The 22,402-nt window shown below is 67.9% G+C and carries 19 protein-coding genes; 11 read left to right on the top strand and 8 right to left on the bottom strand.

Translation table 11 applies throughout. The annotated features are described in order from the left end of the window. The first annotated feature begins 27 nt into the window (after positions 1-27). The gene (locus CFB39_RS14625; RefSeq protein WP_089473478.1) at positions 28-735 is read left to right on the top strand and encodes a CoxG family protein; all 708 of its coding nucleotides are present in this window, start codon (positions 28-30) and stop codon (positions 733-735) included. A gap of 42 nt (positions 736-777) precedes the next feature. On the opposite strand, the gene CFB39_RS14620 is transcribed toward CFB39_RS14625, so the two are convergent. Next, entirely contained in the window at positions 778-1,794 is a 1,017-nt protein-coding gene (locus tag CFB39_RS14620; RefSeq protein WP_089473477.1) for a helix-turn-helix domain-containing protein, read from the bottom strand. Positions 1,795-1,946: 152 nt separating this feature from the next. Here CFB39_RS14620 and CFB39_RS14615 point away from each other — a divergent pair, with 152 nt between their 5' ends. After that, on the top strand, positions 1,947-2,612 hold the full coding sequence (locus CFB39_RS14615) for a cysteine hydrolase family protein (protein WP_089473476.1): 666 nt from the start codon (positions 1,947-1,949) through the stop codon (positions 2,610-2,612). Between the two features lie 101 nt (positions 2,613-2,713). Here the strand turns inward: CFB39_RS14615 and CFB39_RS14610 are convergent, their stop codons facing one another. Next, positions 2,714-3,355 carry a TetR family transcriptional regulator gene (locus tag CFB39_RS14610; protein WP_089426224.1) on the bottom strand — a complete coding sequence of 214 codons (642 nt, stop codon included), beginning with the start codon at positions 3,353-3,355 and terminating at the stop codon, positions 2,714-2,716. Between the two features lie 401 nt (positions 3,356-3,756). Between CFB39_RS14610 and CFB39_RS14605 the strand changes: the two genes are divergently transcribed. From CFB39_RS14605 to CFB39_RS14595, 3 genes are read left to right on the top strand one after another with little or no spacing between them, the layout of a single operon-like run. Continuing rightward, positions 3,757-5,031, top strand: coding sequence for an efflux RND transporter periplasmic adaptor subunit (locus tag CFB39_RS14605; RefSeq protein ID WP_089473475.1), 1,275 nt, complete (start codon positions 3,757-3,759; stop codon positions 5,029-5,031). Between the two features lie 15 nt (positions 5,032-5,046). Continuing rightward, entirely contained in the window at positions 5,047-8,247 is a 3,201-nt protein-coding gene (locus CFB39_RS14600; RefSeq protein ID WP_069248738.1) for an efflux RND transporter permease subunit, read from the top strand. Next, positions 8,247-9,770 carry an efflux transporter outer membrane subunit gene (locus tag CFB39_RS14595; RefSeq protein WP_089473474.1) on the top strand — a complete coding sequence of 508 codons (1,524 nt, stop codon included), beginning with the start codon at positions 8,247-8,249 and terminating at the stop codon, positions 9,768-9,770. Before CFB39_RS14600 ends, CFB39_RS14595 begins: the two co-directional genes overlap by 1 nt. A 370-nt stretch (positions 9,771-10,140) precedes the next feature. Here CFB39_RS14595 and CFB39_RS14590 read toward each other — a convergent pair whose 3' ends face one another. Beyond that, positions 10,141-11,517 carry a nucleobase:cation symporter-2 family protein gene (locus CFB39_RS14590; RefSeq protein WP_174972934.1) on the bottom strand — a complete coding sequence of 459 codons (1,377 nt, stop codon included), beginning with the start codon at positions 11,515-11,517 and terminating at the stop codon, positions 10,141-10,143. A gap of 439 nt (positions 11,518-11,956) precedes the next feature. Here CFB39_RS14590 and CFB39_RS14585 point away from each other — a divergent pair, with 439 nt between their 5' ends. Continuing rightward, entirely contained in the window at positions 11,957-13,408 is a 1,452-nt protein-coding gene (locus CFB39_RS14585; RefSeq protein WP_089473473.1) for a xylulokinase, read from the top strand. Here CFB39_RS14585 and CFB39_RS14580 read toward each other — a convergent pair. Then, a complete protein-coding gene (locus CFB39_RS14580) occupies positions 13,392-13,589 on the bottom strand; it encodes a hypothetical protein (RefSeq protein WP_089473472.1) in 198 nt (65 codons plus the stop codon). The genes CFB39_RS14585 and CFB39_RS14580 overlap by 17 nt on opposite strands. A 94-nt stretch (positions 13,590-13,683) precedes the next feature. Here CFB39_RS14580 and CFB39_RS14575 point away from each other — a divergent pair, with 94 nt between their 5' ends. After that, complete coding sequence (locus CFB39_RS14575; protein WP_011353045.1) at positions 13,684-14,790, top strand: S-(hydroxymethyl)glutathione dehydrogenase/class III alcohol dehydrogenase; 1,107 nt, start codon at positions 13,684-13,686, stop codon at positions 14,788-14,790. Between the two features lie 16 nt (positions 14,791-14,806). Continuing rightward, on the top strand, positions 14,807-15,655 hold the full coding sequence (gene fghA / locus CFB39_RS14570) for an S-formylglutathione hydrolase (RefSeq protein WP_089473471.1): 849 nt from the start codon (positions 14,807-14,809) through the stop codon (positions 15,653-15,655). Between the two features lie 138 nt (positions 15,656-15,793). On the opposite strand, the gene CFB39_RS14565 is transcribed toward fghA, so the two are convergent. From CFB39_RS14565 to CFB39_RS14550, 4 genes are read right to left on the bottom strand one after another with little or no spacing between them, the layout of a single operon-like run. Next, complete coding sequence (locus tag CFB39_RS14565) at positions 15,794-16,576, bottom strand: metal ABC transporter permease (protein ID WP_027789245.1); 783 nt, start codon at positions 16,574-16,576, stop codon at positions 15,794-15,796. Beyond that, entirely contained in the window at positions 16,569-17,459 is an 891-nt protein-coding gene (locus CFB39_RS14560; RefSeq protein WP_089473470.1) for an ABC transporter ATP-binding protein, read from the bottom strand. Before CFB39_RS14560 ends, CFB39_RS14565 begins: the two co-directional genes overlap by 8 nt. Positions 17,460-17,474: 15 nt before the next feature. After that, entirely contained in the window at positions 17,475-18,389 is a 915-nt protein-coding gene (locus CFB39_RS14555; RefSeq protein ID WP_089473469.1) for a metal ABC transporter solute-binding protein, Zn/Mn family, read from the bottom strand. Between the two features lie 46 nt (positions 18,390-18,435). Next, positions 18,436-18,897 (bottom strand): Fur family transcriptional regulator, encoded by a 462-nt coding sequence (locus tag CFB39_RS14550; protein ID WP_011353040.1) that lies wholly within the window; start codon positions 18,895-18,897, stop codon positions 18,436-18,438. A 327-nt stretch (positions 18,898-19,224) separates the two neighbouring features. Between CFB39_RS14550 and CFB39_RS14545 the strand changes: the two genes are divergently transcribed. From CFB39_RS14545 to CFB39_RS14535, 3 genes are all read left to right on the top strand, one after another. Beyond that, the gene (locus tag CFB39_RS14545) at positions 19,225-20,001 is read left to right on the top strand and encodes an L-iditol 2-dehydrogenase (RefSeq protein WP_089473468.1); all 777 of its coding nucleotides are present in this window, start codon (positions 19,225-19,227) and stop codon (positions 19,999-20,001) included. A 96-nt stretch (positions 20,002-20,097) separates the two neighbouring features. Next, entirely contained in the window at positions 20,098-21,054 is a 957-nt protein-coding gene (locus CFB39_RS14540) for a sugar kinase (protein ID WP_089473467.1), read from the top strand. Beyond that, positions 21,042-22,400 (top strand): D-tagatose-bisphosphate aldolase, class II, non-catalytic subunit, encoded by a 1,359-nt coding sequence (locus CFB39_RS14535; protein WP_089473466.1) that lies wholly within the window; start codon positions 21,042-21,044, stop codon positions 22,398-22,400. Before CFB39_RS14540 ends, CFB39_RS14535 begins: the two co-directional genes overlap by 13 nt. Positions 22,401-22,402: the final 2 nt, after the last annotated feature.

Genomic DNA, 22,402 nt, shown 5'->3' with positions numbered 1-22,402 from the left:
GCGGCGCGTGTTCATCGGGGAGGCGTCATGGAACTGAACGACACGTTACGCATACCGCTCGCCCCGCCCGTCGTGCGGGAGGCATTCGAGGATCTCGCGTTGCTGCGCGCGAGCTTCGACCATTGCGAATCCTTCGTGAAGCTTGCGCATGGCGAGTTTGCGCTGACGATCACGGTGCCGCTCGGCCCGCTGCGCGCCCGCTACGACGTGCGCGCGCATGCGGCCGCGGAGCAGGGCGACGCGGAAGGGCAGCCGCGCCGCGTGCTCAACTTCAAGGCGCGGGCCGACGGGCTCGGCGCGCTGCGCGGCCAGGTCGAACTCGTGCTGATGCCGGATGACGATGCCAACGCCACGCGCATCGAGTATGTGGTCTGGGCGACGGCGAGCGGCCCGCTCACCGAGCTGCCGGGGCGGCAGATCGAAAATACGCTGCGCGAATGGACCGACGATTTCTTCCGTGAATTCTGCACGGTCGTGCAGGCGAAGCACGGTCTTGCACCGAATCGCGCGCGCTCGGCCGCGCCACGGCGCCAGCACGTGTTCCTGCGGCCGGCGTCGCTGGTGGCCGCGACGAAGCGTGCGTTGCCGCCGCACCTTGGCGGTGCGCTGACCGGGCGTGCCGCCGGCGCGCTCCCGCATCGCGGCGCCGGCACGGTGCCCGTGTGGGCGTGGGCCGCGATGATCGTCTTCGTCGCGCTGCTGCTTTATGCGGCGCGCTGGATCAACGGCGGCTGAGCGGCCGGCCGGCTCCGCTGCGAGGCGTGCTCGCCGCGCGCGTCACCGCACGACATCGGCGCCGGCTCCGGCGCCGCGAAATTCCCTTCGATATGCCGACGGCGACGTGCCGAGCGTGCCCGCGAAATGCTGGCGCAGCGACACGCTCGACCCGTAGCCGGCCGCCTGCGCGATCGCATCGATCGATTGTCCGGTGGTTTCCAGCAGATGCTGCGCGCGCGCGAGCCGCTCGGCCTGCAGCCACGCAGTGACGGTCGTGCCGGTCGCCTGGCGGAAGTGGCGCGTGAACGTGCGCCGGCTCATCAGCACGCGTTCGGCGAGCGAATCGACGCTGTGTGCGGCGTCGAGGTGGGCGCGCACCCAGTCGAGCAGGCCCGCGAGCCGCGCATCGCGCGGGTGCGCGGCCACCGGCTGCGGCACGTACTGCGCCTGCCCGCCCTGCCGGTGCGGCGGGATCACGAGGCGGCGCGCGATCTGGTTCGCGGCGTCCGAGCCGAAGCGCAGCCGGACGACGTGCAGACAGCAGTCGAGCCCGGCGGCCGTGCCGGCCGACGTCATCAGGTTGCCGTCTTCCACGTACAGCACGTCCGGATCGAGCTTCACGCGCGGAAAGCGTCGTGCGAAGTCGTCGGCCCACGCCCAGTGCGTGGTGGCCGGGCGGCCGTCGAGCAGGCCGGCCGCGGCGAGCACGTAGGCGCCGAGGCACAGCCCGACGAGCTGCGCGCCACGCGCGGCGGCCGCGTGGACGGCGTCGAGCAGCACGTCGGGCGGCGCTTCGTCCGGGTCGCGCCATGCCGGCACGATGACGATGTCCGCATCGTCGAGCCCGTCGAGCCCGTACGGCGCGGTGATCGTGAAGCCGCCTGTCGTCGACAGCGGGCCACGTTCGGCCGAGCAGACGCGGAACTCGAACGCGGGCGAGGCGGCCGCGTCGCGTTCCTTGCCGAATACGACCGACGGCACCGACAGGTGGAACGGGCTGATGCCGTCATACGCGATCACGGCAACGACGGTCGGAGCAGGCTGGGCGGTCCGGGTGGACGAGGCGGCGGCGGTCATGGCGAGCTCCGGAATGGCGATGGCCCGATTCTATCGAAGAATGGCTATCGGGCCACTGTCCCCGTGAGCGATGCGCGCCGACAATGCATCGCATCGCGCCGCTGGCCGTCCCGTTCCGGGGCGGGGCCGCGCCCCCGGACCAGGAGCCCGCCATGTCGAACGCCGTCCCGCATCCCGCTTCCCAAGCCGTTTCCCGTCGCGCACTGATCGTGATCGATGTCCAGAACGAGTACGTGACGGGCAACCTGCCGATCGAATATCCGCCGCTCGACGTGTCGCTCGCGAACATCGGCCGCGCGATCGACACCGCGCATGCGGCCGGCGTGCCGGTGATCGTCGTCCAGCACGTCGCACCGGCCGGCGCGCCGATCTTCGCGCCCGGCTCCGACGGCGTCGCGCTGCACCCGGTCGTTGCCGGCCGGCCGTATGCGCACCTGATCGAGAAGAGGCAGGCAAGCTCGTTCGCCGGGACCGACCTCGCCGCGTGGCTCGACGCGCACGGGATCGACACGCTCACGGTGGCCGGCTACATGACGCACAACTGCAATGCGTCGACGGTCTATCACGCGGCGCACGCGGGGCTGAATGTCGAGTACCTCAATGACGCGACGGGCGCACTGCCTTACGAGAACGAAGCGGGGGCGGCGAGTGCCGAGGAGATTCACCGCGCTTATACGGTGGTGTTCCAGTCGAATTTCGCGGCCGTGATGTCGACCGACGCGTGGATTGCGGGACTGGCCGGTGCGCCGATGCCGACGCGCGATTCGGTCGCCGCGTCGAACCGGCGGGCCCGCGCGCAGCGCGCGAAGGCGGCCTGAAACAGCAGGGACAGGGGGGAGGGCGCGGGCAGCGCGTTGGCGCGGCCCGGCGCGCCGCCCGGTGAAACAGACAACACCGCAAGCGAGCGCTCGTCGCGCGGTCAGTCGCCGTCCTTCAGCATCGCCGGGCTGAAGCGCAGCATGTCGAAACAGCCGTCGACGAGCTTTTCCGCATGCTGCTCGGCGTCGATCTCGTCGGGCAGCATCAGCATGTCGCGCACGAAACCGCTGACGAGCGTGTGCAGCATCAGCGTCGCGCGCCACGTATCGAGCCGCTCGGGCAGCAGCTTGAGCCGCACGGCCCCCGCGAGATCGGCATCGATCGCGTGCAGCGCCTCGCTCATGCCCGCACGGTTGCGCTGGAGCAGCGGCTCCAGATCCGCAACGTACTCGCACTTCATGAACAGGATGCTGAACACGCGGCGCAACTGCGCGTCGCGCTGCACGCCGAGCAGGCACCAGATCAGGATCTGCCGGATCTTCTCGAGCGGATTGCCGCCCGGCGCGTCGAGCGGCATCCGCTTCAGCTCGTCGATCGGCAGAAACACGCGGTCGAACATCGCGTCGAACAGTTCGCTCTTGTTCGCGAAATGCCAGTAGATCGCGCCGCGCGTCACGCCGGCATGCTGGGCGATGTCCGCGAGCGACGTGTGCGACACGCCCTTCTCGAAGAACACGTGTTCGGCGGCGTCGAGAATACGGTTACGCGTCTCGAGCGCCTCCTCCTTGGTACGTCTGACCATGTGCAGGCCTGATTGGAATGATCGTAGGTGAATTTAGGGTCTGCAACCCTCGGCGCAGTCATATAGACTGGCTATGCTTGCGATTGGTAACAATCCGTAAGACTGGACGGCAGGCGGGGCATAAACGGGCTTTTTACATACATTCATGAATGTATATACAATACCACCCTACGATCGAATGACCCAAGTGGCAATCAGTTAATATCCCACTCTGCTGATTCCCGCCAAAGTTCCAGTCCGCAGTGCGGGGCAACCTGTCGGCACGGAGGTTTCGTGCCGCTTGCTGTATCTAGCAGTCCAGTATTTCAGGTGTTCGATCTGCGCCGTGAGGCGCATCCGTGTCGCGCTCCCTCCGGTCGGGTGCGGCACTTATTCCATTGGTTATACACAGAGGTCGCTCCATGCGCGTCGAACGGGTTCCATACCGCTTAATCACTGTCGCGACGGCCGCCGTTTTCCTGGCCGCGTGCGGGAAAAAAGAATCGGCACCGCCGCCGCAAACGCCGGAAGTCGGCGTCGTCACCGTCCAACCGCAAGCCGTACCGGTCTTCAGCGAACTGCCGGGCCGCACCAGCGCATTCCTCGTCGCGCAGGTCCGCGCGCGGGTCGACGGCATCGTGCTGCGTCGTGAATTCACCGAAGGCACCGACGTCAAGGCCGGCCAGCGTCTGTACAAGATCGATCCGGCGCCGTACGTCGCCGCACTGAACAGCGCGAAGGCAACGCTCGCGAAGGCGCAGGCGAACCTCGTCACGCAGAACGCACTGGTCGCACGCTACAAGGTGCTGGTGGCCGCGAACGCGGTCAGCAAGCAGGACTACGACAACGCGGTGGCCACGCAGGGCCAGGCCGCGGCGGACGTCGCGGCCGGCAAGGCGGCGGTCGATACCGCGCAGATCAACCTCGGCTATACCGACGTCGTGTCGCCGATCACCGGTCGCGTCGGCATCTCGCAAGTGACGCCGGGCGCCTACGTGCAGGCGAGCCAGGCGACGCTGATGTCGACGGTGCAGCAGCTCGATCCGGTGTACGTCGACCTCACGCAGTCGAGCCTCGAAGGCCTGAAGCTGCGCCAGGACGTGCAGAGCGGCCGCCTGAAGACGAGCGGCCCGGGCGCCGCGAAGGTGTCGCTGATCCTGGAAGACGGCAAGACCTACTCGGAAGCCGGCAAGCTGCAGTTCTCGGACGTGACGGTCGACCAGGCCACCGGCTCGGTGACGATCCGCGCGGTGTTCCCGAACCCGGGCCGCGTGCTGCTGCCGGGCATGTTCGTGCGCGCACGGATCGAGGAAGGCGTGAACGAGAACGCGTTCCTGGTGCCGCAGATCGGCGTCACGCATGACCAGAAGGGCCAGGCGATCGCGATGGTGGTGAACGCCAGCAACAAGGTCGAGCCGCGTCCGCTGAAGACCACCGGCATGCAGGGCCCGAACTGGATCGTCGAAGGCGGTCTGCAGGCGGGCGACCACGTGATCGTGCAGGGCGGCGAGAAGGTGCGCCCGGGTGCGACCGTGAAGTCGGTACCGGCACAGCTCGCACCGGCGGCAGCCGCCGCATCGGGCGCCGCCGCCACCGCCGCGCCGGCTGCCGCCGGTTCCGGCGCCGCTGCCGCTTCCGGTGCTGCCGCATCGGGCGCCGCGCCGGCGAGTGCTGCCGCTGCTTCGAGCGCGCAATAACAGGGAGCCTGTTTCATGGCAAAGTTTTTTATCGATCGCCCGATCTTCGCGTGGGTGATCGCCATCATCCTGATGCTGGCAGGGGTTGCGGCGATCTTCACGCTGCCGATCTCGCAGTATCCGACGATCGCGCCGCCCTCGATCCAGATCACCGCGAACTACCCGGGCGCTTCCGCGAAGACGGTGGAAGACACGGTGACGCAGGTGATCGAGCAGCAGATGAGCGGTCTCGACAACTTCCTGTACATGTCGTCGACCAGTGACGACTCGGGCAACGCGACGATCACGCTGACCTTCGCGCCGGGTACCAACGCCGACATCGCACAGGTTCAGGTGCAGAACAAGCTGTCGCTCGCGACGCCGATTCTGCCGCAGGTCGTGCAGCAGCTCGGCCTCTCGGTGACGAAGTCGAGCAGCAGCTTCCTGCTGGTGCTCGCCTTCAACTCCGAAGACGGCAGCATGAACAAGTACGACCTCGCGAACTTCGTGGCGTCGCACGTGAAGGACCCGATCAGCCGGTTGAACGGCGTCGGTACCGTCACGCTGTTCGGCTCGCAGTACGCGATGCGGGTCTGGCTCGATGCGACCCGCCTGACGAACTACGGCCTCACGCCGGTCGACGTGTCGACCGCGATCTCCGCACAGAACGTGCAGATCGCAGGCGGCCAGATCGGCGGCACGCCGTCCACGCCGGGCACGATGCTGCAGGCGACGATCACCGAGTCGACGCTGCTGCAGACGCCCGAGCAGTTCGGCAACATCCTGCTGAAGGTCAACCAGGACGGCTCGCAGGTTCGCCTGAAGGATGTCGCGAAGCTCGAACTCGGCGGTGAAAACTACAACTTCGACACGAAGTACAACGGTCAGCCGACCGCGGCACTCGGTATCCAGCTCGCGACCAACGCGAACGCGCTGGCGACCGCGAAGGCCGTGCGCGCGAAGATCGACGAACTGGCACCGTTCTTCCCGCACGGCCTCGTCGTGAAGTACCCGTACGACACGACGCCGTTCGTGAAGCTGTCGATCGAGGAAGTGGTCAAGACGCTGCTCGAAGGTATCGTGCTGGTGTTCCTCGTGATGTATCTGTTCCTGCAGAACCTGCGGGCGACGATCATCCCGACGATCGCGGTGCCGGTCGTGCTGCTCGGCACGTTCGCGATCATGTCGATGGTGGGCTTCTCGATCAACACGCTGTCGATGTTCGGTCTCGTGCTCGCGATCGGCCTGCTGGTGGACGATGCGATCGTGGTGGTGGAGAACGTCGAGCGGGTGATGGCGGAAGAGGGCCTGTCACCGAAGGAGGCGACCCGCAAGGCGATGGGCCAGATCACCGGCGCACTCGTTGGCGTGGCGCTCGTGCTGTCGGCGGTGTTCGTGCCGGTGGCGTTCTCGGGTGGCTCGGTCGGCGCGATCTATCGTCAGTTCTCGCTGACGATCGTGTCGGCGATGGTGCTGTCGGTGCTCGTCGCGTTGATTCTGACGCCGGCACTGTGCGCGACGATCCTCAAGCCGATCCCGCAAGGGCATCACGAAGAGAAGAAGGGCTTCTTCGGCTGGTTCAACCGCACGTTCAACAACAGCCGCGACAAGTACCACGTCGGCGTGCACCACGTGATCAAGCGCTCGGGCCGCTGGCTCATCATCTATCTCGTCGTGATCGTCGCGGTCGGCCTGCTGTTCGTGCGCCTGCCGAAGTCGTTCCTGCCGGATGAAGACCAGGGCCTGATGTTCGTGATCGTGCAGACGCCGTCGGGCTCGACGCAGGAAACGACCGCGAAGACGCTCGCGAACATTTCCGACTACCTGCTGAAGGACGAGAAGGAAATCGTCGAATCGGCGTTCACGGTCAACGGCTTCAGCTTCGCCGGCCGCGGCCAGAACTCCGGTCTCGTGTTCGTTCGCCTGAAGGACTACGCGCAGCGTCAGCATGCGAACCAGAAGGTGCAGGCGCTGATCGGCCGGATGTTCGGGCGCTACGCGGGCTACAAGGACGCGATCGTGATCCCGTTCAACCCGCCGTCGATTCCTGAACTCGGCACGGCTGCCGGCTTCGACTTCGAGCTGACGGACAACGCGGGTCTCGGCCACGATGCGCTGATGGCCGCGCGTAACCAGTTGCTCGGGATGGCCTCGAAGGATCCGACGCTGCAAGGTGTGCGTCCGAACGGCCTGAACGATACGCCGCAGTACAAGGTCGACATCGATCGCGAGAAGGCGAACGCGCTCGGCGTGACGGCGGATGCGATCGACCAGACGTTCTCGATCGCGTGGGCGTCGAAGTACGTGAACAACTTCCTCGATACCGACGGCCGGATCAAGAAGGTCTACGTACAGGCAGACGCACCGTTCCGGATGACGCCGGAAGACTTGAACATCTGGTACGTGCGCAACGGGTCGGGCGGGATGGTGCCGTTCAGTTCGTTCGCGACCGGTCACTGGACGTACGGTTCGCCGAAGCTCGAGCGCTACAACGGTGTGTCGGCGATGGAAATCCAGGGTCAGGCCGCACCGGGCAAGTCGACCGGTCAGGCGATGGCTGCGATGGAACAGATCGCGAAGAAGCTGCCGGTCGGTATCGGCTATTCGTGGACCGGCCTGTCGTTCCAGGAAATCCAGTCCGGTTCGCAGGCGCCGATCCTGTATGCGATCTCGATCCTCGTCGTGTTCCTGTGTCTGGCGGCGCTGTATGAAAGCTGGTCGATCCCGTTCTCGGTGATCATGGTGGTGCCGCTCGGCGTGATCGGTGCACTGCTCGCGGCAACGATGCGCGGCCTCGAGAACGACGTGTTCTTCCAGGTCGGCCTGCTGACGACCGTGGGCTTGTCCGCGAAGAACGCGATTCTGATCGTGGAGTTCGCGCGCGAACTGCAGATGACGGAGAAGATGGGGCCGATCGAGGCCGCGCTGGAAGCGGCGCGCCTGCGGCTGCGTCCGATCCTGATGACGTCGCTCGCGTTCATTCTCGGCGTGATGCCGCTCGCGATCAGCAACGGCGCGGGTTCGGCGAGCCAGCACGCAATCGGTACGGGCGTGATCGGCGGGATGATCACGGCGACGTTCCTCGCGATCTTCATGATCCCGATGTTCTTCGTGAAGATCCGCGCGATCTTCAGCGGCGAGAAGGAAGACGTCGACGAGGCGCTGCGCCTGGCTCAGGAGCACTCGCACCACGAAGAGAAGCCGGGCAACGGCGACGAAGGCAACAAGGGACAGTGATGATGCAAAAACACGCTTTGACTGCAATCGCGGTCGCGCTCTTCGCCACGGGCTGCACGATGGCGCCGCATTACAAGCGGCCCGATGCACCCGTCGCGCAGACGTACCCGGCCGGCGGCGTCTACGCGACGCAGCCGGGTGCGGCCGGCGCGCGCAGCGCGAACGGGCAAGCTGCGACCGCCATCGGCTGGCGCGAGTTCTTCGTCGATCCGCGCCTGCAGCGGCTGATCGAGATCGCGCTGAAGAACAACCGCGACCTGCGCGTGTCGGTGCTGAACATCGAGGCGGCGCGCGCGCAGTACCAGATCACGCGCGCGGGGTTGTTCCCGACGCTCGATGCGACGGGTACCGGTAATCGTCAGCGCCTGCCGAATGCGCTGTCGGTGGCGCCGGGCCGGAACATCACGACGACCTACAACGTCGGCCTGTCGGCGTCGTGGGAGCTCGACCTGTTCGGCCGCGTGCAGAGCCTGAAGGACCAGGCGCTCGCGCAGTACCTGTCGACCGCGTATGCGCGGCAGGCGTCGGAGATCTCGCTGGTGTCGCAGGTGGCGGATCAATACCTGACGCTGCTGTCGACCGACGATCTGTTGAAGGTCACGGAGAACACGCTGAAGACGGCGCAGGACTCGTACAACCTGACGAAGCTGCAGTTCGACAACGGCACGGGCTCCGAGCTCGAGCTGCGTCAGGCGCAGACGGTGGTCGAGCAGGCGCTGTCGAACCAGCAGGCGCAAGCACGGGCGCGTGCGCAGGCGTTGAACGCGCTGGTGCTGCTGATCGGCGAGCCGCTGCCGGACGATCTGCCGGCGGGCATGCCGCTCGACGCGCAGAACCTGCTGACGGATGTGCCGGCCGGGTTGCCGTCGGATCTGCTCACGCGTCGTCCTGACGTGATGCAGGCCGAGCAGTCGCTGCTGGCGGCGAACGCGAACATCGGTGCGGCACGCGCGGCGTTCTTCCCGAAGATCTCGCTGACGGCCGCGTTCGGCACGGCGAGCCCGACGCTCGGTGGCCTGTTCAAGGCCGGCACGGCGGCGTGGTCGTTCGCGCCCAGCATCGCGTTGCCGATCTTCGAAGGCGGCTCGAACATCGCGAACCTCGATCTCGCGCACGTGCAGAAGCGCATCGAGATCGCGAACTACGAGAAGGCGATCCAGTCGGCGTTCCGCGAAGTGTCGGATGGCCTCGCCGCACGCGGCACGTACGACCAGCAGATCGCGGCGCTCGAGCGCAACGAGCACGCGCAGCAGCGACGTTTCGACCTGTCGGACCTGCGTTACAAGAACGGCGTCGACAGCTATCTGTCGGTGCTGACTGCGCAGACGGATCTGTACGCCGCGCAGCAGACGCTGATCAGCGCTCGTCTGGCACGCTGGACGAACCTGGTCGACCTGTACCGCGCACTGGGCGGCGGCTGGATTCAGCGCGCAGGCGAAACGCCGCGCGCGCCGGATGCACCGGTCGACTACGACAAGGCGGCCGCTCCGGCGCCTGCGTCGGCAACGGCGACGAACGGGTAAGCGCAAGCAAGGAAGGGCAGGCGCGGTCTACCGCGCTTGTCTTCCGAACCGGCTGGTTGCGGAAACAAGAACGCCGCGGACGAAAGTCCGTGGCGTTTTTTTGCGTGCTCGAATCGGGCGGCGCGAAGACGGTCGGGATGACGGTGCGCGTATCGGGCTCCGGTGTCGCTTGTCGCACCGGTCCAGTCATCCTGCGTCGCCAGCGAGCATCCCGTGCCGCCCCGTGGGCGACCCGCTTTCACGCGCCATGACCGTCCGACCGATCACCGCGCATAGTCCCGCCCCCCCGCAAAGCAAAACGCCACGGCATGCCGTGGCGTTTTTCGTTACCGCTTACCGCTTCTCCGCGCCGTCGTCCGGCTCGACGCGATCAGTGGTGCACGTCGGCGGGACGCCCGTCGAAGTCGTGTCCGGCGCGACGGATGTCGCAGCGTGCGTCCTTCTCGCCTTTCACGCCGTTGAACACGATGTTCAGGATCACGGCCGTCGCCGATGCCAGCAGGATGCCGCTGTGCAGGATCGGGGCGAGCGCGGGCGGCAGCTTCGAGAAGAAGTGCGGGGACACGACCGGCACGAGGCCCATGCCGACGCTCACGGCGACGATGAACAGGTTGTGCGTGTTGTTCACGAAGTCGACCTTCGACAGCACCTTGATGCCGTTCGCCGCCACCATCCCGAACATCACGATGCCCGCACCGCCGAGCACGAACGGCGGCACCGACGCGACGACCTGCGCCATCTTCGGGAACAGGCCGAGCAGCACGAGGATCACGCCGCCGGTGGCGCACACGAAACGGCTCTTCACGCCCGTCACGCCGATCAGGCCGACGTTCTGCGAGAACGACGTATGCGGGAACGAGTTGAAGATGCCGCCGATCAGCGTGCCGAGGCCGTCGACGCGCAGGCCGCGCACGAGGCGCTCCTGGTTGACCGGGCGATCGACCATGTCGCCGACCGCGAGAAACATGCCGGTCGATTCGATGAACGTGACGAACATCACCGTGACCATCGTCACGATCGACAGCGGGTCGAAGTGCGGCAGGCCGAAGTGGAACGGCATCACGAAGCCGACCCACGGTGCGTGCGCGACGCCGTCGGTATTCACGCGGCCGATCGCGAAGGCGATCGCGAAGCCGGCGACGATGCCGAGCAGCACCGAGATGTTCGCGACGAAGCCGCGGCCGTACTTGTTGATCAGCAGGATCAGCGTGAGCACGAGCAGCGACAGGCCGAGATAGACGGGGCTGCCGTATTCGGGGTTGCCGACGCCGCCGGCCGCCCAGTTGATGCCCACTTCCATCAGCGACAGCCCGATCACCGCGATCACGGTGCCGACGACGACGGGCGGGAAGAACCGCAACAGCTTGCCGATCATCGGCGCGAGCACGATGCCGATGATGCCGGCCGCGATGGTCGAGCCGAAGATGTCGAGGATGCCGAGGCCGGGGTTGGTGCCGATCGCGATCATCGGGCCGACTGCCGCGAACGTGCAGCCCATGATGACGGGCAGGCGGATCCCGAAGATCCACAGGCCGAGCGTCTGGATCAGCGTGGCGATGCCGCACGAAAACAGATCGGCGCTGATCAGGAACGCGATCTGGTCTTTCGGCAGCTTGAGCGCGGCGCCGACGATAAGCGGCACGGCGACAGCGCCGGCGTACATGACGAGGACGTGCTGCAGGCCAAGCGTTACCAGCTTGCCGGTCGGCAGCACCTCATCGCACGGATGGACCGTGTTCGATTGCATCTGTCTCACTCCATGATCTTGTTTTCGGGGTGATACGAAATTATTCGGAATGAATCCATGCAACAAGAGTGCTGGGTACTATTCCGTTCTTTGCTGGTTCGATATGCCATTTCGGCATGGAACAGGGTGTCGATCATCGGGAAACAGCCGCAGGAGTGAGGTTCCCCGGTTTTATAGCCCTTCAAAATAGCGCTGGCCCCCGTGTCAAATATAGGCCGCTTTATGGTGTGTATCGGGCGGGTGGCATAGTGGCAAAAAGTGCCTGGGAAAAATCGTGCCGGGTTAACCCGCGAACGGCCGCTTTTGCCCGCCAGGTGCAGCCGGGTGGAACCCCGCCGGCGACCGCGTTTTCGGCCTGCCGCGGTAGCGGCAAAAAACGGGGCGCGCATCACGATCCCGCTATCATCGACATCCGTTCATTCGAATTCGCCCTCACGTCATGCGCCTGCTCGGAATCGACCTCGGCACCGGCTCCGTCAAACTCGTCACGCTCGATGCCGACGGCGTCGAGCGGGCAGTCGCGAGCGAACCTTATGCGCTGTCGTCGCCGCAGCCCGGCTGGGCGGAGATCGCGCCCGATACGTGGTGGCAGGCGCTCGTGCGCGCGGCCGCGCGGCTGCCGGCCGACGAGCGTGCGCAGGTGGCCGCGATCGGGTTCTCGGGGCAGATGCACGGTGTCGTGCTGATCGACGCGGCCGGGCAGCCGGTGCGGCCCGCGCTGCTGTGGCCCGACACACGCGCGGTGCGCGAAGCGGACGTGGCCGATTGGGCCGCCGCCGGCTTGCCCGTCGCCCCGAACCCCGTCGCGCCGGGCATGGCCGGCCCGCTGTTGCGCTGGCTGGCCACACATGAACCCGAAGCGCTGCGCGCCGCGCGCTGGGCCGTGCAGCCGAAGGACTGGCTGCGCATCGCGCTGGGCGGCGACGTCGCGGCCGATCCGAGCGACGCGTGCGCGACCGCGCTCGCGACACCCGACGGTGCATGGGATCTCGCGTTGATCGACGCGCTCGGCCTGCCGGCCGACCGGTTCGCACCGGTCCTTCCGTCGAGCGCGCGCTGCGGCACGCTCGGCGCGCAGGCTGCCAAGGCGCTTGGCCTGCCGGCCGGCGTGCCGCTGGCGACGGGTGCGGCCGACACCGCATGCGCGGCGCTCGGCAGCGGGCTGGCCGCTGCCGGCGACGCGCTGCTGACGACGGGCAGCGGCGGCCAGATCGTCGTGCTCGCGGATGCGCTGCCGCCCGCGCGACGCGGGCTGCATCGCTATCGTGCGGCGGCCGGCGGCGGCTATTACACGATGGCCGCGATGCAGAACGTCGGGCTCGCGCTCGAAGCCGTGCGCGGCTGGCTCGGCTACGCGCAGTGGGCCGATGCGTATGACGACGCGTTCGCCCCCGCGGCGTCGGAACGCCTGTGCTTCCTGCCGTACCTGACGGGCGAGCGTTCGCCGTGGATGAACCCCGACGCGCGCGGCGGCTGGCTCGGCCTCGGGCTCGGGGACACGCGCGGCGCGATGATGCGCGCCGCGTTCGAAGGTGTCGCGTTCGCGTTGCGCGCCGGGCTCGATGCGATCCGCGATGCCGAGCGCGGCGATCCGGTCGCGATGCTGCGTCTCGCGGGCGGCGGCTCGGTCGATCCGCGCTGGCGCCAGTTGCTGGCCGATGCGCTCGGCGCGTCGCTCCACGCGATCGACTGCCCGAACGCCGCGACGCGCGGCGCCGCGCTGCTCGCGGGCGTCGCGATCGGGCACTGGCGGGAAGACGCGCTGCACGCGCTGGCGCCGGCCGCGTCGCCGGTTGCCGCGCCGCGCGACGATCGCGCGCTGGCCGCGCGCCACGCGCGCTTCGTCGATCTGTATGCGCGAACGGATGCATGGTTCACGACGGGCGTTTAAACTCGAACACTTGTTCTTTTGCGCCAGCGATGACGCATCGTGGCAAGCCGGCGACCGTTTCCCGCACGCGATGCACGGCCGGACCGGCCATCATGGCGAGCACGAGATTCTTTTGCCGTGCCGCGCGCGATGCCGCGCGGCACGGCTTCGACCGCTTTGCCTGGAACCCGGTGCGAAGCATGGAACCGGCATCGGTGCTCGCGCACCCATGCCGGCCGACATGAGCGCTGATGCGCCGACCCGGGCCGACCTCACACACAGACAGGAGTCACACGATGAAGACGAAAGCAGCGATTGCATGGAAGGCGGGCGCGCCGCTGACGATCGAGGAAGTCGATCTGGAAGGGCCGCGCGCCGGCGAAGTGCTGATCGAGGTGAAGGCGACGGGCATCTGTCACACCGACTACTACACGCTGTCGGGCGCCGATCCGGAAGGGATCTTCCCGGCGATCCTCGGCCATGAAGGCGCGGGCGTCGTGGTCGACGTCGGCCCCGGCGTCGGCACCCTGCGCAAGGGCGACCACGTGATCCCGCTCTACACGCCGGAATGCCGCGAGTGCAAGTTCTGCCTGTCGCGCAAGACCAACCTGTGCCAGAAGATCCGCGCGACGCAGGGCAAGGGCCTGATGCCCGACGCGACGTCGCGCTTCTCGCTCGACGGCAAGCCGCTGTTCCACTACATGGGCACGTCCACGTTCTCGAACTACATCGTCGTGCCGGAAATCGCGGTGGCGAAGGTGCGCGAGGACGCGCCGTTCGACAAGATCTGCTACATCGGCTGCGGCGTGACGACGGGCGTCGGCGCGGTCGTGTACTCGGCGAAGGTCGAGGCGGGCGCGAACGTCGTCGTGTTCGGCCTCGGCGGCATCGGCCTGAACGTGATCCAGGGCGCGAAGATGGTCGGCGCGGACAAGATCATCGGCGTCGACATCAACCCGAAGCGCGTCGAGCTCGCGAAGAAGTTCGGGATGACGCACTTCATCAACCCGAACGAAGTCGAGAACGTGGTCGACCACATCGTGCAGCTGACCGACGGCGGCGCGGACTACTCGTTCGAATGCGTGGGCAACGTGAAGCTGATGCGCCAGGCGCTCGAATGCACGCACAAGGGCTGGGGCCAGTCGTTCATCATCGGCGTGGCGGCAGCGGGCGAGGAAATCAGCACGCGTCCGTTCCAGCTCGTGACGGGCCGCGAGTGGAAGGGTTCGGCGTTCGGCGGCGCGCGCGGTCGCACCGACGTGCCGAAGATCGTCGACTGGTACATGGAAGGCAAGATCAACATCGATGACCTGATCACGCACACGCTGCCGCTCGAGCGGATCAACGAGGGCTTCGACCTGATGAAGGCCGGCGAGTCGATCCGCTCGGTCGTGCTGTACTGACCGGGAGCGCACCGCGATGCTCGAACTCGTTTCCTCGCATGCGTGCCACGGCGGCGAGCAGCGTTTCTACCGTCACGATTCGGCGGCCATCGGCCTGCCGATGAAGTTCTCGGTGTACCTGCCGCCGCAGGCCGCGCACGGCCGCGTGCCGGCGCTGTTCTATCTCGCGGGGCTCACGTGCACCGACGAGACGTTCGCGATCAAGGCCGGCGCGCAGCAATACGCGGCGCAGCACGGCCTCGCGCTCGTGATGCCCGATACGAGCCCGCGCGGCGCGGGCGTGCCGGGCGAGAACGATGCGTGGGACTTCGGCGTCGGCGCGGGCTTCTACGTCGATGCGACCGAGGCGCCGTGGTCCGCGCATTACCGGATGGAGTCGTACGTGACGGGCGAGCTGCGCGAACTCGTCGCGGCCGAGTTGCCGATCGACGGCGCGCGGTTGGGGATCTTCGGCCACTCGATGGGCGGGCACGGTGCGCTGACGCTCGCGTTGCGCCATCCGGGCCTGTACCGGTCGGTGTCGGCGTTCGCGCCGATCGCCGCGCCGACGCGCTGCCCGTGGGGCGAGAAGGCGTTCTCGGGTTATCTGGGCGCCGATCGCGAAGCATGGAAGGCGCACGACGCGAGCGAACTCGTCGCGCGCGCCGATGCGCCGAAGTTCGCGGACGGCATCCTCGTCGATCAGGGTCTCGCCGATCAGTTCCTCGCGAACCAGCTGAACCCCGACGTGTTCGAAGCCGCGTGCGCGAAGGCCGGCCAGCCGCTGACGCTGCGCCGCCATCCGGGCTACGACCACGGGTATTACTTCATCTCGACGTTCATCGCCGATCACATTGCGCATCACGCGCGCGTGCTCGCACGATGAGCGGGAAGGGAAGCAGCTAACGCTTACGTCGGCACACGGCGCGCGGCACGATCGCGGGCACATGCAAAAACGCCGGCGCTGCCCTCGGGCACGCCGGCGTTTTCTATTTCGTTCGGGCGGCGATCCGCCTGGCGGTGCTCAGTGACGCCGCAACAGGCTCGCACCGTACACGAGCGCCGACAGCGCGGTGATCCAGAAGCTCGTCGGCCAGTCGGTGTGATACGCGAGCACGATGCCGAGCCACGCTTCGAACAACGCGAACAGCGCAGCGAGCAGCACGCCGGTCGACAGACGCGTCGTCACGTTCTGCGCGGCGGCAGCCGGCCCGACCAGCAACGTGAACACGAGCAGCACGCCGACGATCTGCGTCGCCGCGGCCACCGCGAGCGCGCACACCGCGAGGAACAGCATCGACACCGTGCGCAGCGACACGCCCTTGGCTTCGGCCAGTTCGGGCTGCAACGACGCGAACAGCAGCGGCCGTGCGATCAGCGCGAGCGCGAGCAGGCTCACCGCGCCGATGCCGGCGAGCACCGCGAGCGTGTCGTGGCTCACCGCGAGCACGTTGCCGAACAGCAGCGCGGTGACCTGCGTCGCGAACGACGTATAGAAATGCAGGAACAGCAGGCCGAAGCCGAGTGCGCCGGACAGGATCACGCCGATCGCGACGTCGCGGCCCGCGAGCTTCTCGCCGAGCGCGCCCATCCCGATGCCGGCCGCGAGCGTGAAGCCGACCATCCCCCAGATCGGCGAGATGCCGAGCAGCACCGCGCCCGTCGCGCCGGTGAAGCCGACGTGCGACAGCGCATGGCCGGCGAAGGTCTGCCCGCGCAGCACCAGGAAGTAGCCGACGATGCCCGCGAGCACCGCGACGATCCCCGACGCCGCGAAGGCGTTGATCATGAAGTCGTATTCAAACATCGTGCGAATGCCCGGGATGAGCGTGTCCGTGGTGGTGATGGCCGTGGCCGCCGCCACCGCCGTGCGAGTGACCGTCGTCGTCCTCGTGTTCGTGATCGTGCTTCTCGATCTCGACGTCGCCCGACATCACGAAGATCTTGCCGTTCACGCGCATCACGTCGATCGGAGAGCCGTAGAGCCGCGACAGCACCGACTTCGTGATCACCTCGTCGACGGTGCCGAGCGCGGCCACGCCGTTGCCGAGATACAGCACGCGGTCGAGTGCGTTCAGCAGCGGATTCAGTTCGTGCGCGGAGAACAGCACGGTGATGCCGAGTTCGCGCTGCACGTTGCGCACCAATTCGACGACGCCGCGCTGGTGATTCGGGTCGAGGCTGATCAGCGGCTCGTCGAGCAGCAGCAGCTTCGGGTTGCCGAGCAGGCATTGCGCGAGCAGCAGGCGCTGCCGCTCGCCGCCGGACAGTTCCGACAGCGGCCGGCGCGCGAGCGTCGGGCCGCCGACGAGGTCGAGCACGCGGTCGACGTCGCGGCGCGTCGCCGCGTTCGTGTGCGGCAGCCCCCAGCGGTGGCCGTCGGCGGCCATCGCGACGAAGTCGTAGCCGCGCATCCGGCGGTTCGCGAGGCCGCTTCGGATCTGCGGCATGTAGCCGATCGACGCGTTGCCGCGCACGACCGGCACACCGCCGACGGACAGCGTGCCGGCCGACACGGGTACGAGGCCGAGCACCGCGCGCATCAGCGTCGTCTTGCCCGCGCCGTTCGGCCCGAGCACGCCGACGAATTCGCCGGGTTCGATCGAGAAGCTGACGTCGCGCAGGATCGTGCGTCCGCCCAGTTCGAGCGTGACGCGATCGACGGCGAGTGCGTGAGGAGTGACGGTCATTTCGTTACGGAGTGTTTATTTCTTGCCGGCGGCCAGCGCGTTCGAGAGCGCGTCGAGCTGGCCGGCCATCCATTGCTGGAAGGTCTTGCCGGCCGGCTGCGTCTCGGTGACGCTGACGGTCGGCACGCCGCCGTCGCGCGCGATCTTCAGCATGCGCTTGGTCATCGGTTCTTCGGCCTGGCTGTTGTAGATCAGCACGCGCACCTGCTTCTTGCGCAGGTCGTTCTCGAATGCGGCGACATCCTGGGCGCTGGCTTCGGTGTCGTTCATCGTCGCGAGCTGGAAGCGCTGGTTGCGCATGTCGAGGCCGATCGCGTCGGACATGTAGCCGAACACGGGCTCGGTGGCCGTCACCGGCACGCCCTTGTACTGCGCGCGCAGCGCGGCGACCTTGTCGTCGACGGGCTTGAGCGACGCGACGAACTTCTGCAGGTTCGCATCGTATTCGGCCTTGTTCGCCGGGTCGGCGCGGCCGAGCTCGGCGGCGATCGCGCGCGCGGCGGCCGGCATCGTCGCCGGGTCGTACCACAGGTGCGGGTTGTCGCCGGCCTTCTTGCCGACCAGATCGGCGACGACGATCGTCGCGCGCTTCGCCTGCTTCGACGCGCCGAGCAGCTTGCCCATCCACGGATCGTAGTTGGCGCCGTTGTAGATCACGACCTGCGCGTGCTGGAGCGCGCGGGCGGTCTTCGGGCTCGCTTCGAACAGATGCGGATCCTGGTCCGGATTGCTGAGGATGCTCGTTACCGCGACATGGCTGCCGCCGATCTGCGACGCGACGTCGCCGTAGAAATTCTCGGCGGCCACGACGTTGACGGTCGCGGCCTGCGCGAACGCGGGCGCCGCGAGCGACAGGGCGGCAACGGCGGCGGCGACCCAGCGGACAGGCGACAGGGCGCGCCGCGGCGCGCGCTTCAGGGCAATGGACATGGAACTCCTCGTTGGAAGGGGCGGCGCGGGCGCCGCGCGAAACGCGTCAGCGTTGCACGGGCTTGTGCTTGCAGTGCCCGCACAGGCCGCTCAGCTCGACGACCTGGTGGTGGACTTCGAAACCGTGCGCGGGCTCGCTCGCGGACAACTGCTTCGCGAGGTCGCCGCCGGGAATCTCGACCGTGTCGCCGCACGAGTCGCAGATCAGGAACTGGCCTTCGTGCGGCACGCCGATCTCGCAGCATGCGAAGAACGCGTTCTTCGATTCGATCCGGTGGATGAAGCCGTGCTCGACGAGGAAATCCAGGGCGCGATAGACGGTCGTGGGCGGCACGCGGCCGCGCTGCGGCTCGAGTTCGGCGAGCAGGTCGTACGCGCCGATCGGGCGCTGCGCGGCGAGCACGCGTTCGTAGACCTGGCGGCGCAGCGGCGTCCACGCGAGCCCGTGCTCGGCGGCGAATGCGTCGGCCCGGGACAGCCGGGCGTCAATGGACGATGAGGTAGCCATGGCGTGAAGCAGGGCGATGAAACAAAGTACGGCGATGATATAACGTATCGCCGCGCCGTGCAGCGCGAAATCCCGTTTCCGTCCTCACTCCGTCCCCTTCATCGCCGATCCGACCGCGCCGCACCGAACGCGCTACGCCTTGCCCGGCGTGCGCGGCGGGCCGCCGCGCTGCGCCGTTGTGCCGCAGCGCGTCATAGAAAGCCGTCACGTCGCCTTGACAGCGCGAATCACGTATCCGATCATTCGATCACCAACAGAGCAATTGATCGGTTGGCGAGCGTTCGCTCACCTCGCCGCCGTCGAAGCAGAACGAACCGGAGACAGCCAGTGAGACTGGAAGACAAGGTAGCGATCCTGACGGGCGCCGCAAGCGGCATCGGCGAGGCGGTCGCGCAACGCTATCTGGACGAGGGCGCACGCTGCGTGCTCGTCGACCTGAAGCCGGCAGGCGGCTCGCTCGCGCGGCTCATCGAGGCCAACCCCGGCCGAGCGGTGGCCGTCACCGCGGACGTCACGCGCCGCGACGACATCGAGCGGATCGTCACCACGTCGGTCGAGCGCTTCGGCGGCGTCGACATCCTGTTCAACAACGCGGCGCTGTTCGACATGCGGCCGATCCTCGACGAATCGTGGGACGTGTTCGACCGGCTGTTCTCGGTCAACGTGAAAGGGCTGTTCTTCCTGATGCAGGCCGTCGCGCAGCGGATGGTCGAGCAGGGCCGTGGCGGCAAGATCGTCAACATGTCGTCGCAGGCCGGGCGTCGCGGCGAGGCGCTCGTTTCGCACTACTGCGCGACCAAGGCCGCGGTGATCAGCTACACGCAGTCGGCCGCGCTCGCGCTCGCGCCGCACCGGATCAACGTGAACGGCATCGCGCCGGGTGTCGTCGACACGCCGATGTGGGAGCAGGTCGACGCGCTGTTCGCGCGCTACGAGAACCGGCCGCTCGGCGAGAAGAAGCGGCTGGTGGGCGAAGCCGTGCCGCTCGGCCGCATGGGCGTGCCGGGCGACCTGACGGGTGCCGCGCTGTTCCTCGCGTCGTCCGACGCCGATTACATCACCGCCCAGACGCTGAACGTCGACGGCGGCAACTGGATGAGCTGATATGGCGCCGCTCGCACGCGCCACCCGCCGGCCGGCCGGCGATGCAGCAGCATCGCTGCACGTCGCGGCCGCCGTCGAACGAGGAGGGCCCGCCTGATGGCCGAGATCGTCGTGGCCGGCGAACTGCTCGCCGAATTCGTCGCCGCCGAGCGCGGCCAGGGTTTCGAGACGCCGGGCCTGTTCGAGGGGCCGTTCCCGAGCGGTGCGCCGGCGATCTTCGCCGACCAGGCCGCGCGGCTTGGCGCACGTGTTGCGTATGCGGGCTGCGTCGGTCGCGACGCATTCGGCGACGCGATCGTCGCGCGGCTCGAACGCGACGGTGTCGACGTCGCGCGCATCCGCCGCGTCGCGCGCCCGACCGGCACCGCGTTCGTCGCGTATCGCGACGACGGCTCGCGCAGCTTCGTGTTCACGTTGTCCACCAGTGCGGCTGCGTGTGTCGACGATTCCGATGTCGATACCGCGATGTTCGACGGCTGCCGCTATTTCCACGTGATGGGCTCGTCGCTGACGAGCGAATCGGCGATCGCGGCGGTGCAGCGCGGCGTGATCGAGGCGGCGCGCGTCGGCGCGAAGGTGTCGTTCGATCCGAACGTGCGGCCCGAAATGCTGAGTTTTCGCCCGATGCGTGCGGCACTCGACGCGATGCTCGCCGCGTGCCACCTGTTCCTGCCGAGCGAAGCCGACCTGCCGTTCTTCTGCGGGCCGCAGCCGGCCGAGCGGGCGATCGCGGGCCTGCTCGCGACGCATCCGCTGCTTGAGCGCGTCGTGCTGAAACGCGGTGCGCAAGGCAGCGTCGCGTTCGATCGAGCGAACCGTGCGGAAGCGCCGGCGTTCCAGGTCGACGAAGTCGATCCGACCGGCGCCGGCGACTGCTTCGGCGGCACGCTGGTCGCGAGCCTCGTCGCCGGCGTGCCGATCGAGGTCGCGCTGCGTCGCGCGAACGCGGCCGGGGCGATCGCGGTCACGCGGCGCGGCCCGATGGAGGGCAACAGCAGCGCGGCCGAAATCGACCGTTTCCTGACCGAACGAGGTATCGCATGTCCGGCCTGACGACCTTCGCCGAACGTTCGCGCACCGCGCACGCGGACGCCGTGCTGCGGATGATCTTCGACGCGAACCGCACTAACGCGCAGCGCGGCATCTATGCGATCTGCAGCGCGCACCGGCTCGTGCTGGAGGCCGCGTGCGAAGCGGCGCGCGCGGACGGCTCGCCGTTGCTGATCGAGGCGACCTGCAACCAGGTGAACCATCTCGGCGGCTATACGGGCATGACGCCTGCCGATTTCCGCCGCGACGTCGACGCGATCGCCCGGCGTTGCGGGCTGCCGCCGTCGGCGCTCGTGCTCGGCGGCGACCATCTCGGCCCGAACCCGTGGCGGCATCGCCGCGCGGCCGACGCGATGCGCGAAGCGAGTGCGATGGTCGCCGCATACGTCGAAGCCGGCTTCGAAAAGATCCACCTTGATGCGAGCATGGCGTGCGCGGACGATCCGGCGCGGCTCGACGATCGTACGATCGCCGCGCGCGCGGCCGAACTGTGCCGCGCGGCGGAAGACGCGGCAGCGCGCGCCGGCATCGCGCCCGTCTACGTGATCGGCACCGAGGTGCCGACGCCGGGCGGCGAAGTCAGCGGCAGCGGTGACGATGGCAACGCGGCGATCGCGCAGATCGCGGTCACGCGCAGCGACAGCATCGCGGCGACGCTCGACGCGCACCGCCACGCGTTCGCGGCGGCCGGGCTCGACGATGCGTGGACGCGCGTCGTCGCCATCGTCGCGCAGCCGGGGGTCGACTTCGACGATCGCCACGTGCTCGACTACGACAGCGCCAAGGCGGCGTCGCTCGGCGCGAGTATCCTGCAGACACCGGGCCTCGTGTTCGAAGCGCATTCGACCGATTACCAGACCGAGGGTGCGCTCGCCGCGCTCGTGCGCGACCACTTCGCGGTGCTGAAGGTCGGCCCCGCGCTGACGTTCGCGCTGCGCGAGGCGCTGTTCGCGCTGACCTTCATCGAGGACGCATTGATCGACGACGTCGCGCAGCGCTCGCGGTTGCGCGACGTCGTCGACGCCGCGATGCGCGCGCAGCCCGAGCACTGGGCACCGTATTACCGCGGCGGCGAGTCCGAGCAGCGGCTCGCGCGCCAGTTCAGCTACAGCGACCGGATCCGCTACTACTGGCTGCAGCCGGCCGTCGCGGCCGCGGTCGAGCAACTGTTCGACAACCTCGCGCGGCAGCCGGTGCCGGAAACGCTCGTCGCCCAGTGGTTGCCGGACGTGTACGCGGCCTGCCGCGCGGGCGGCCTCGCGAAAGAGCCGCGCGCGTGGGTGCGGCACCGGATACGCGACGTGATCGCGCACTATGCGCGCGCGTGCGGAATGCAGCGGCCGGCGTGACG

Source organism: Burkholderia sp. AU6039 (assembly GCF_002223365.1).
GTDB lineage: Bacteria > Pseudomonadota > Gammaproteobacteria > Burkholderiales > Burkholderiaceae > Burkholderia.
Note: the sequence above shows the minus strand (reverse complement) of the source record. Positions and strands in the feature narration are given on the sequence as shown.

What these genes read in the sequence shown, in the direction of transcription:
- CFB39_RS14625 (WP_089473478.1), top strand. Translation starts at nt 28, where the DNA reads ATGGAACTGAACGACACGTTACGCATACCGCTCGCCCCGCCCGTCGTG.
- CFB39_RS14620 (WP_089473477.1), bottom strand. Translation starts at nt 1,794, where the DNA reads ATGACCGCCGCCGCCTCGTCCACCCGGACCGCCCAGCCTGCTCCGACC.
- CFB39_RS14615 (WP_089473476.1), top strand. Translation starts at nt 1,947, where the DNA reads ATGTCGAACGCCGTCCCGCATCCCGCTTCCCAAGCCGTTTCCCGTCGC.
- CFB39_RS14610 (WP_089426224.1), bottom strand. Translation starts at nt 3,355, where the DNA reads ATGGTCAGACGTACCAAGGAGGAGGCGCTCGAGACGCGTAACCGTATT.
- CFB39_RS14605 (WP_089473475.1), top strand. Translation starts at nt 3,757, where the DNA reads ATGCGCGTCGAACGGGTTCCATACCGCTTAATCACTGTCGCGACGGCC.
- CFB39_RS14600 (WP_069248738.1), top strand. Translation starts at nt 5,047, where the DNA reads ATGGCAAAGTTTTTTATCGATCGCCCGATCTTCGCGTGGGTGATCGCC.
- CFB39_RS14595 (WP_089473474.1), top strand. Translation starts at nt 8,247, where the DNA reads ATGATGCAAAAACACGCTTTGACTGCAATCGCGGTCGCGCTCTTCGCC.
- CFB39_RS14590 (WP_174972934.1), bottom strand. Translation starts at nt 11,517, where the DNA reads ATGCAATCGAACACGGTCCATCCGTGCGATGAGGTGCTGCCGACCGGC.
- CFB39_RS14585 (WP_089473473.1), top strand. Translation starts at nt 11,957, where the DNA reads ATGCGCCTGCTCGGAATCGACCTCGGCACCGGCTCCGTCAAACTCGTC.
- CFB39_RS14580 (WP_089473472.1), bottom strand. Translation starts at nt 13,589, where the DNA reads ATGCTTCGCACCGGGTTCCAGGCAAAGCGGTCGAAGCCGTGCCGCGCG.
- CFB39_RS14575 (WP_011353045.1), top strand. Translation starts at nt 13,684, where the DNA reads ATGAAGACGAAAGCAGCGATTGCATGGAAGGCGGGCGCGCCGCTGACG.
- fghA (WP_089473471.1), top strand. Translation starts at nt 14,807, where the DNA reads ATGCTCGAACTCGTTTCCTCGCATGCGTGCCACGGCGGCGAGCAGCGT.
- CFB39_RS14565 (WP_027789245.1), bottom strand. Translation starts at nt 16,576, where the DNA reads ATGTTTGAATACGACTTCATGATCAACGCCTTCGCGGCGTCGGGGATC.
- CFB39_RS14560 (WP_089473470.1), bottom strand. Translation starts at nt 17,459, where the DNA reads ATGACCGTCACTCCTCACGCACTCGCCGTCGATCGCGTCACGCTCGAA.
- CFB39_RS14555 (WP_089473469.1), bottom strand. Translation starts at nt 18,389, where the DNA reads ATGTCCATTGCCCTGAAGCGCGCGCCGCGGCGCGCCCTGTCGCCTGTC.
- CFB39_RS14550 (WP_011353040.1), bottom strand. Translation starts at nt 18,897, where the DNA reads ATGGCTACCTCATCGTCCATTGACGCCCGGCTGTCCCGGGCCGACGCA.
- CFB39_RS14540 (WP_089473467.1), top strand. Translation starts at nt 20,098, where the DNA reads ATGGCCGAGATCGTCGTGGCCGGCGAACTGCTCGCCGAATTCGTCGCC.
- CFB39_RS14535 (WP_089473466.1), top strand. Translation starts at nt 21,042, where the DNA reads ATGTCCGGCCTGACGACCTTCGCCGAACGTTCGCGCACCGCGCACGCG.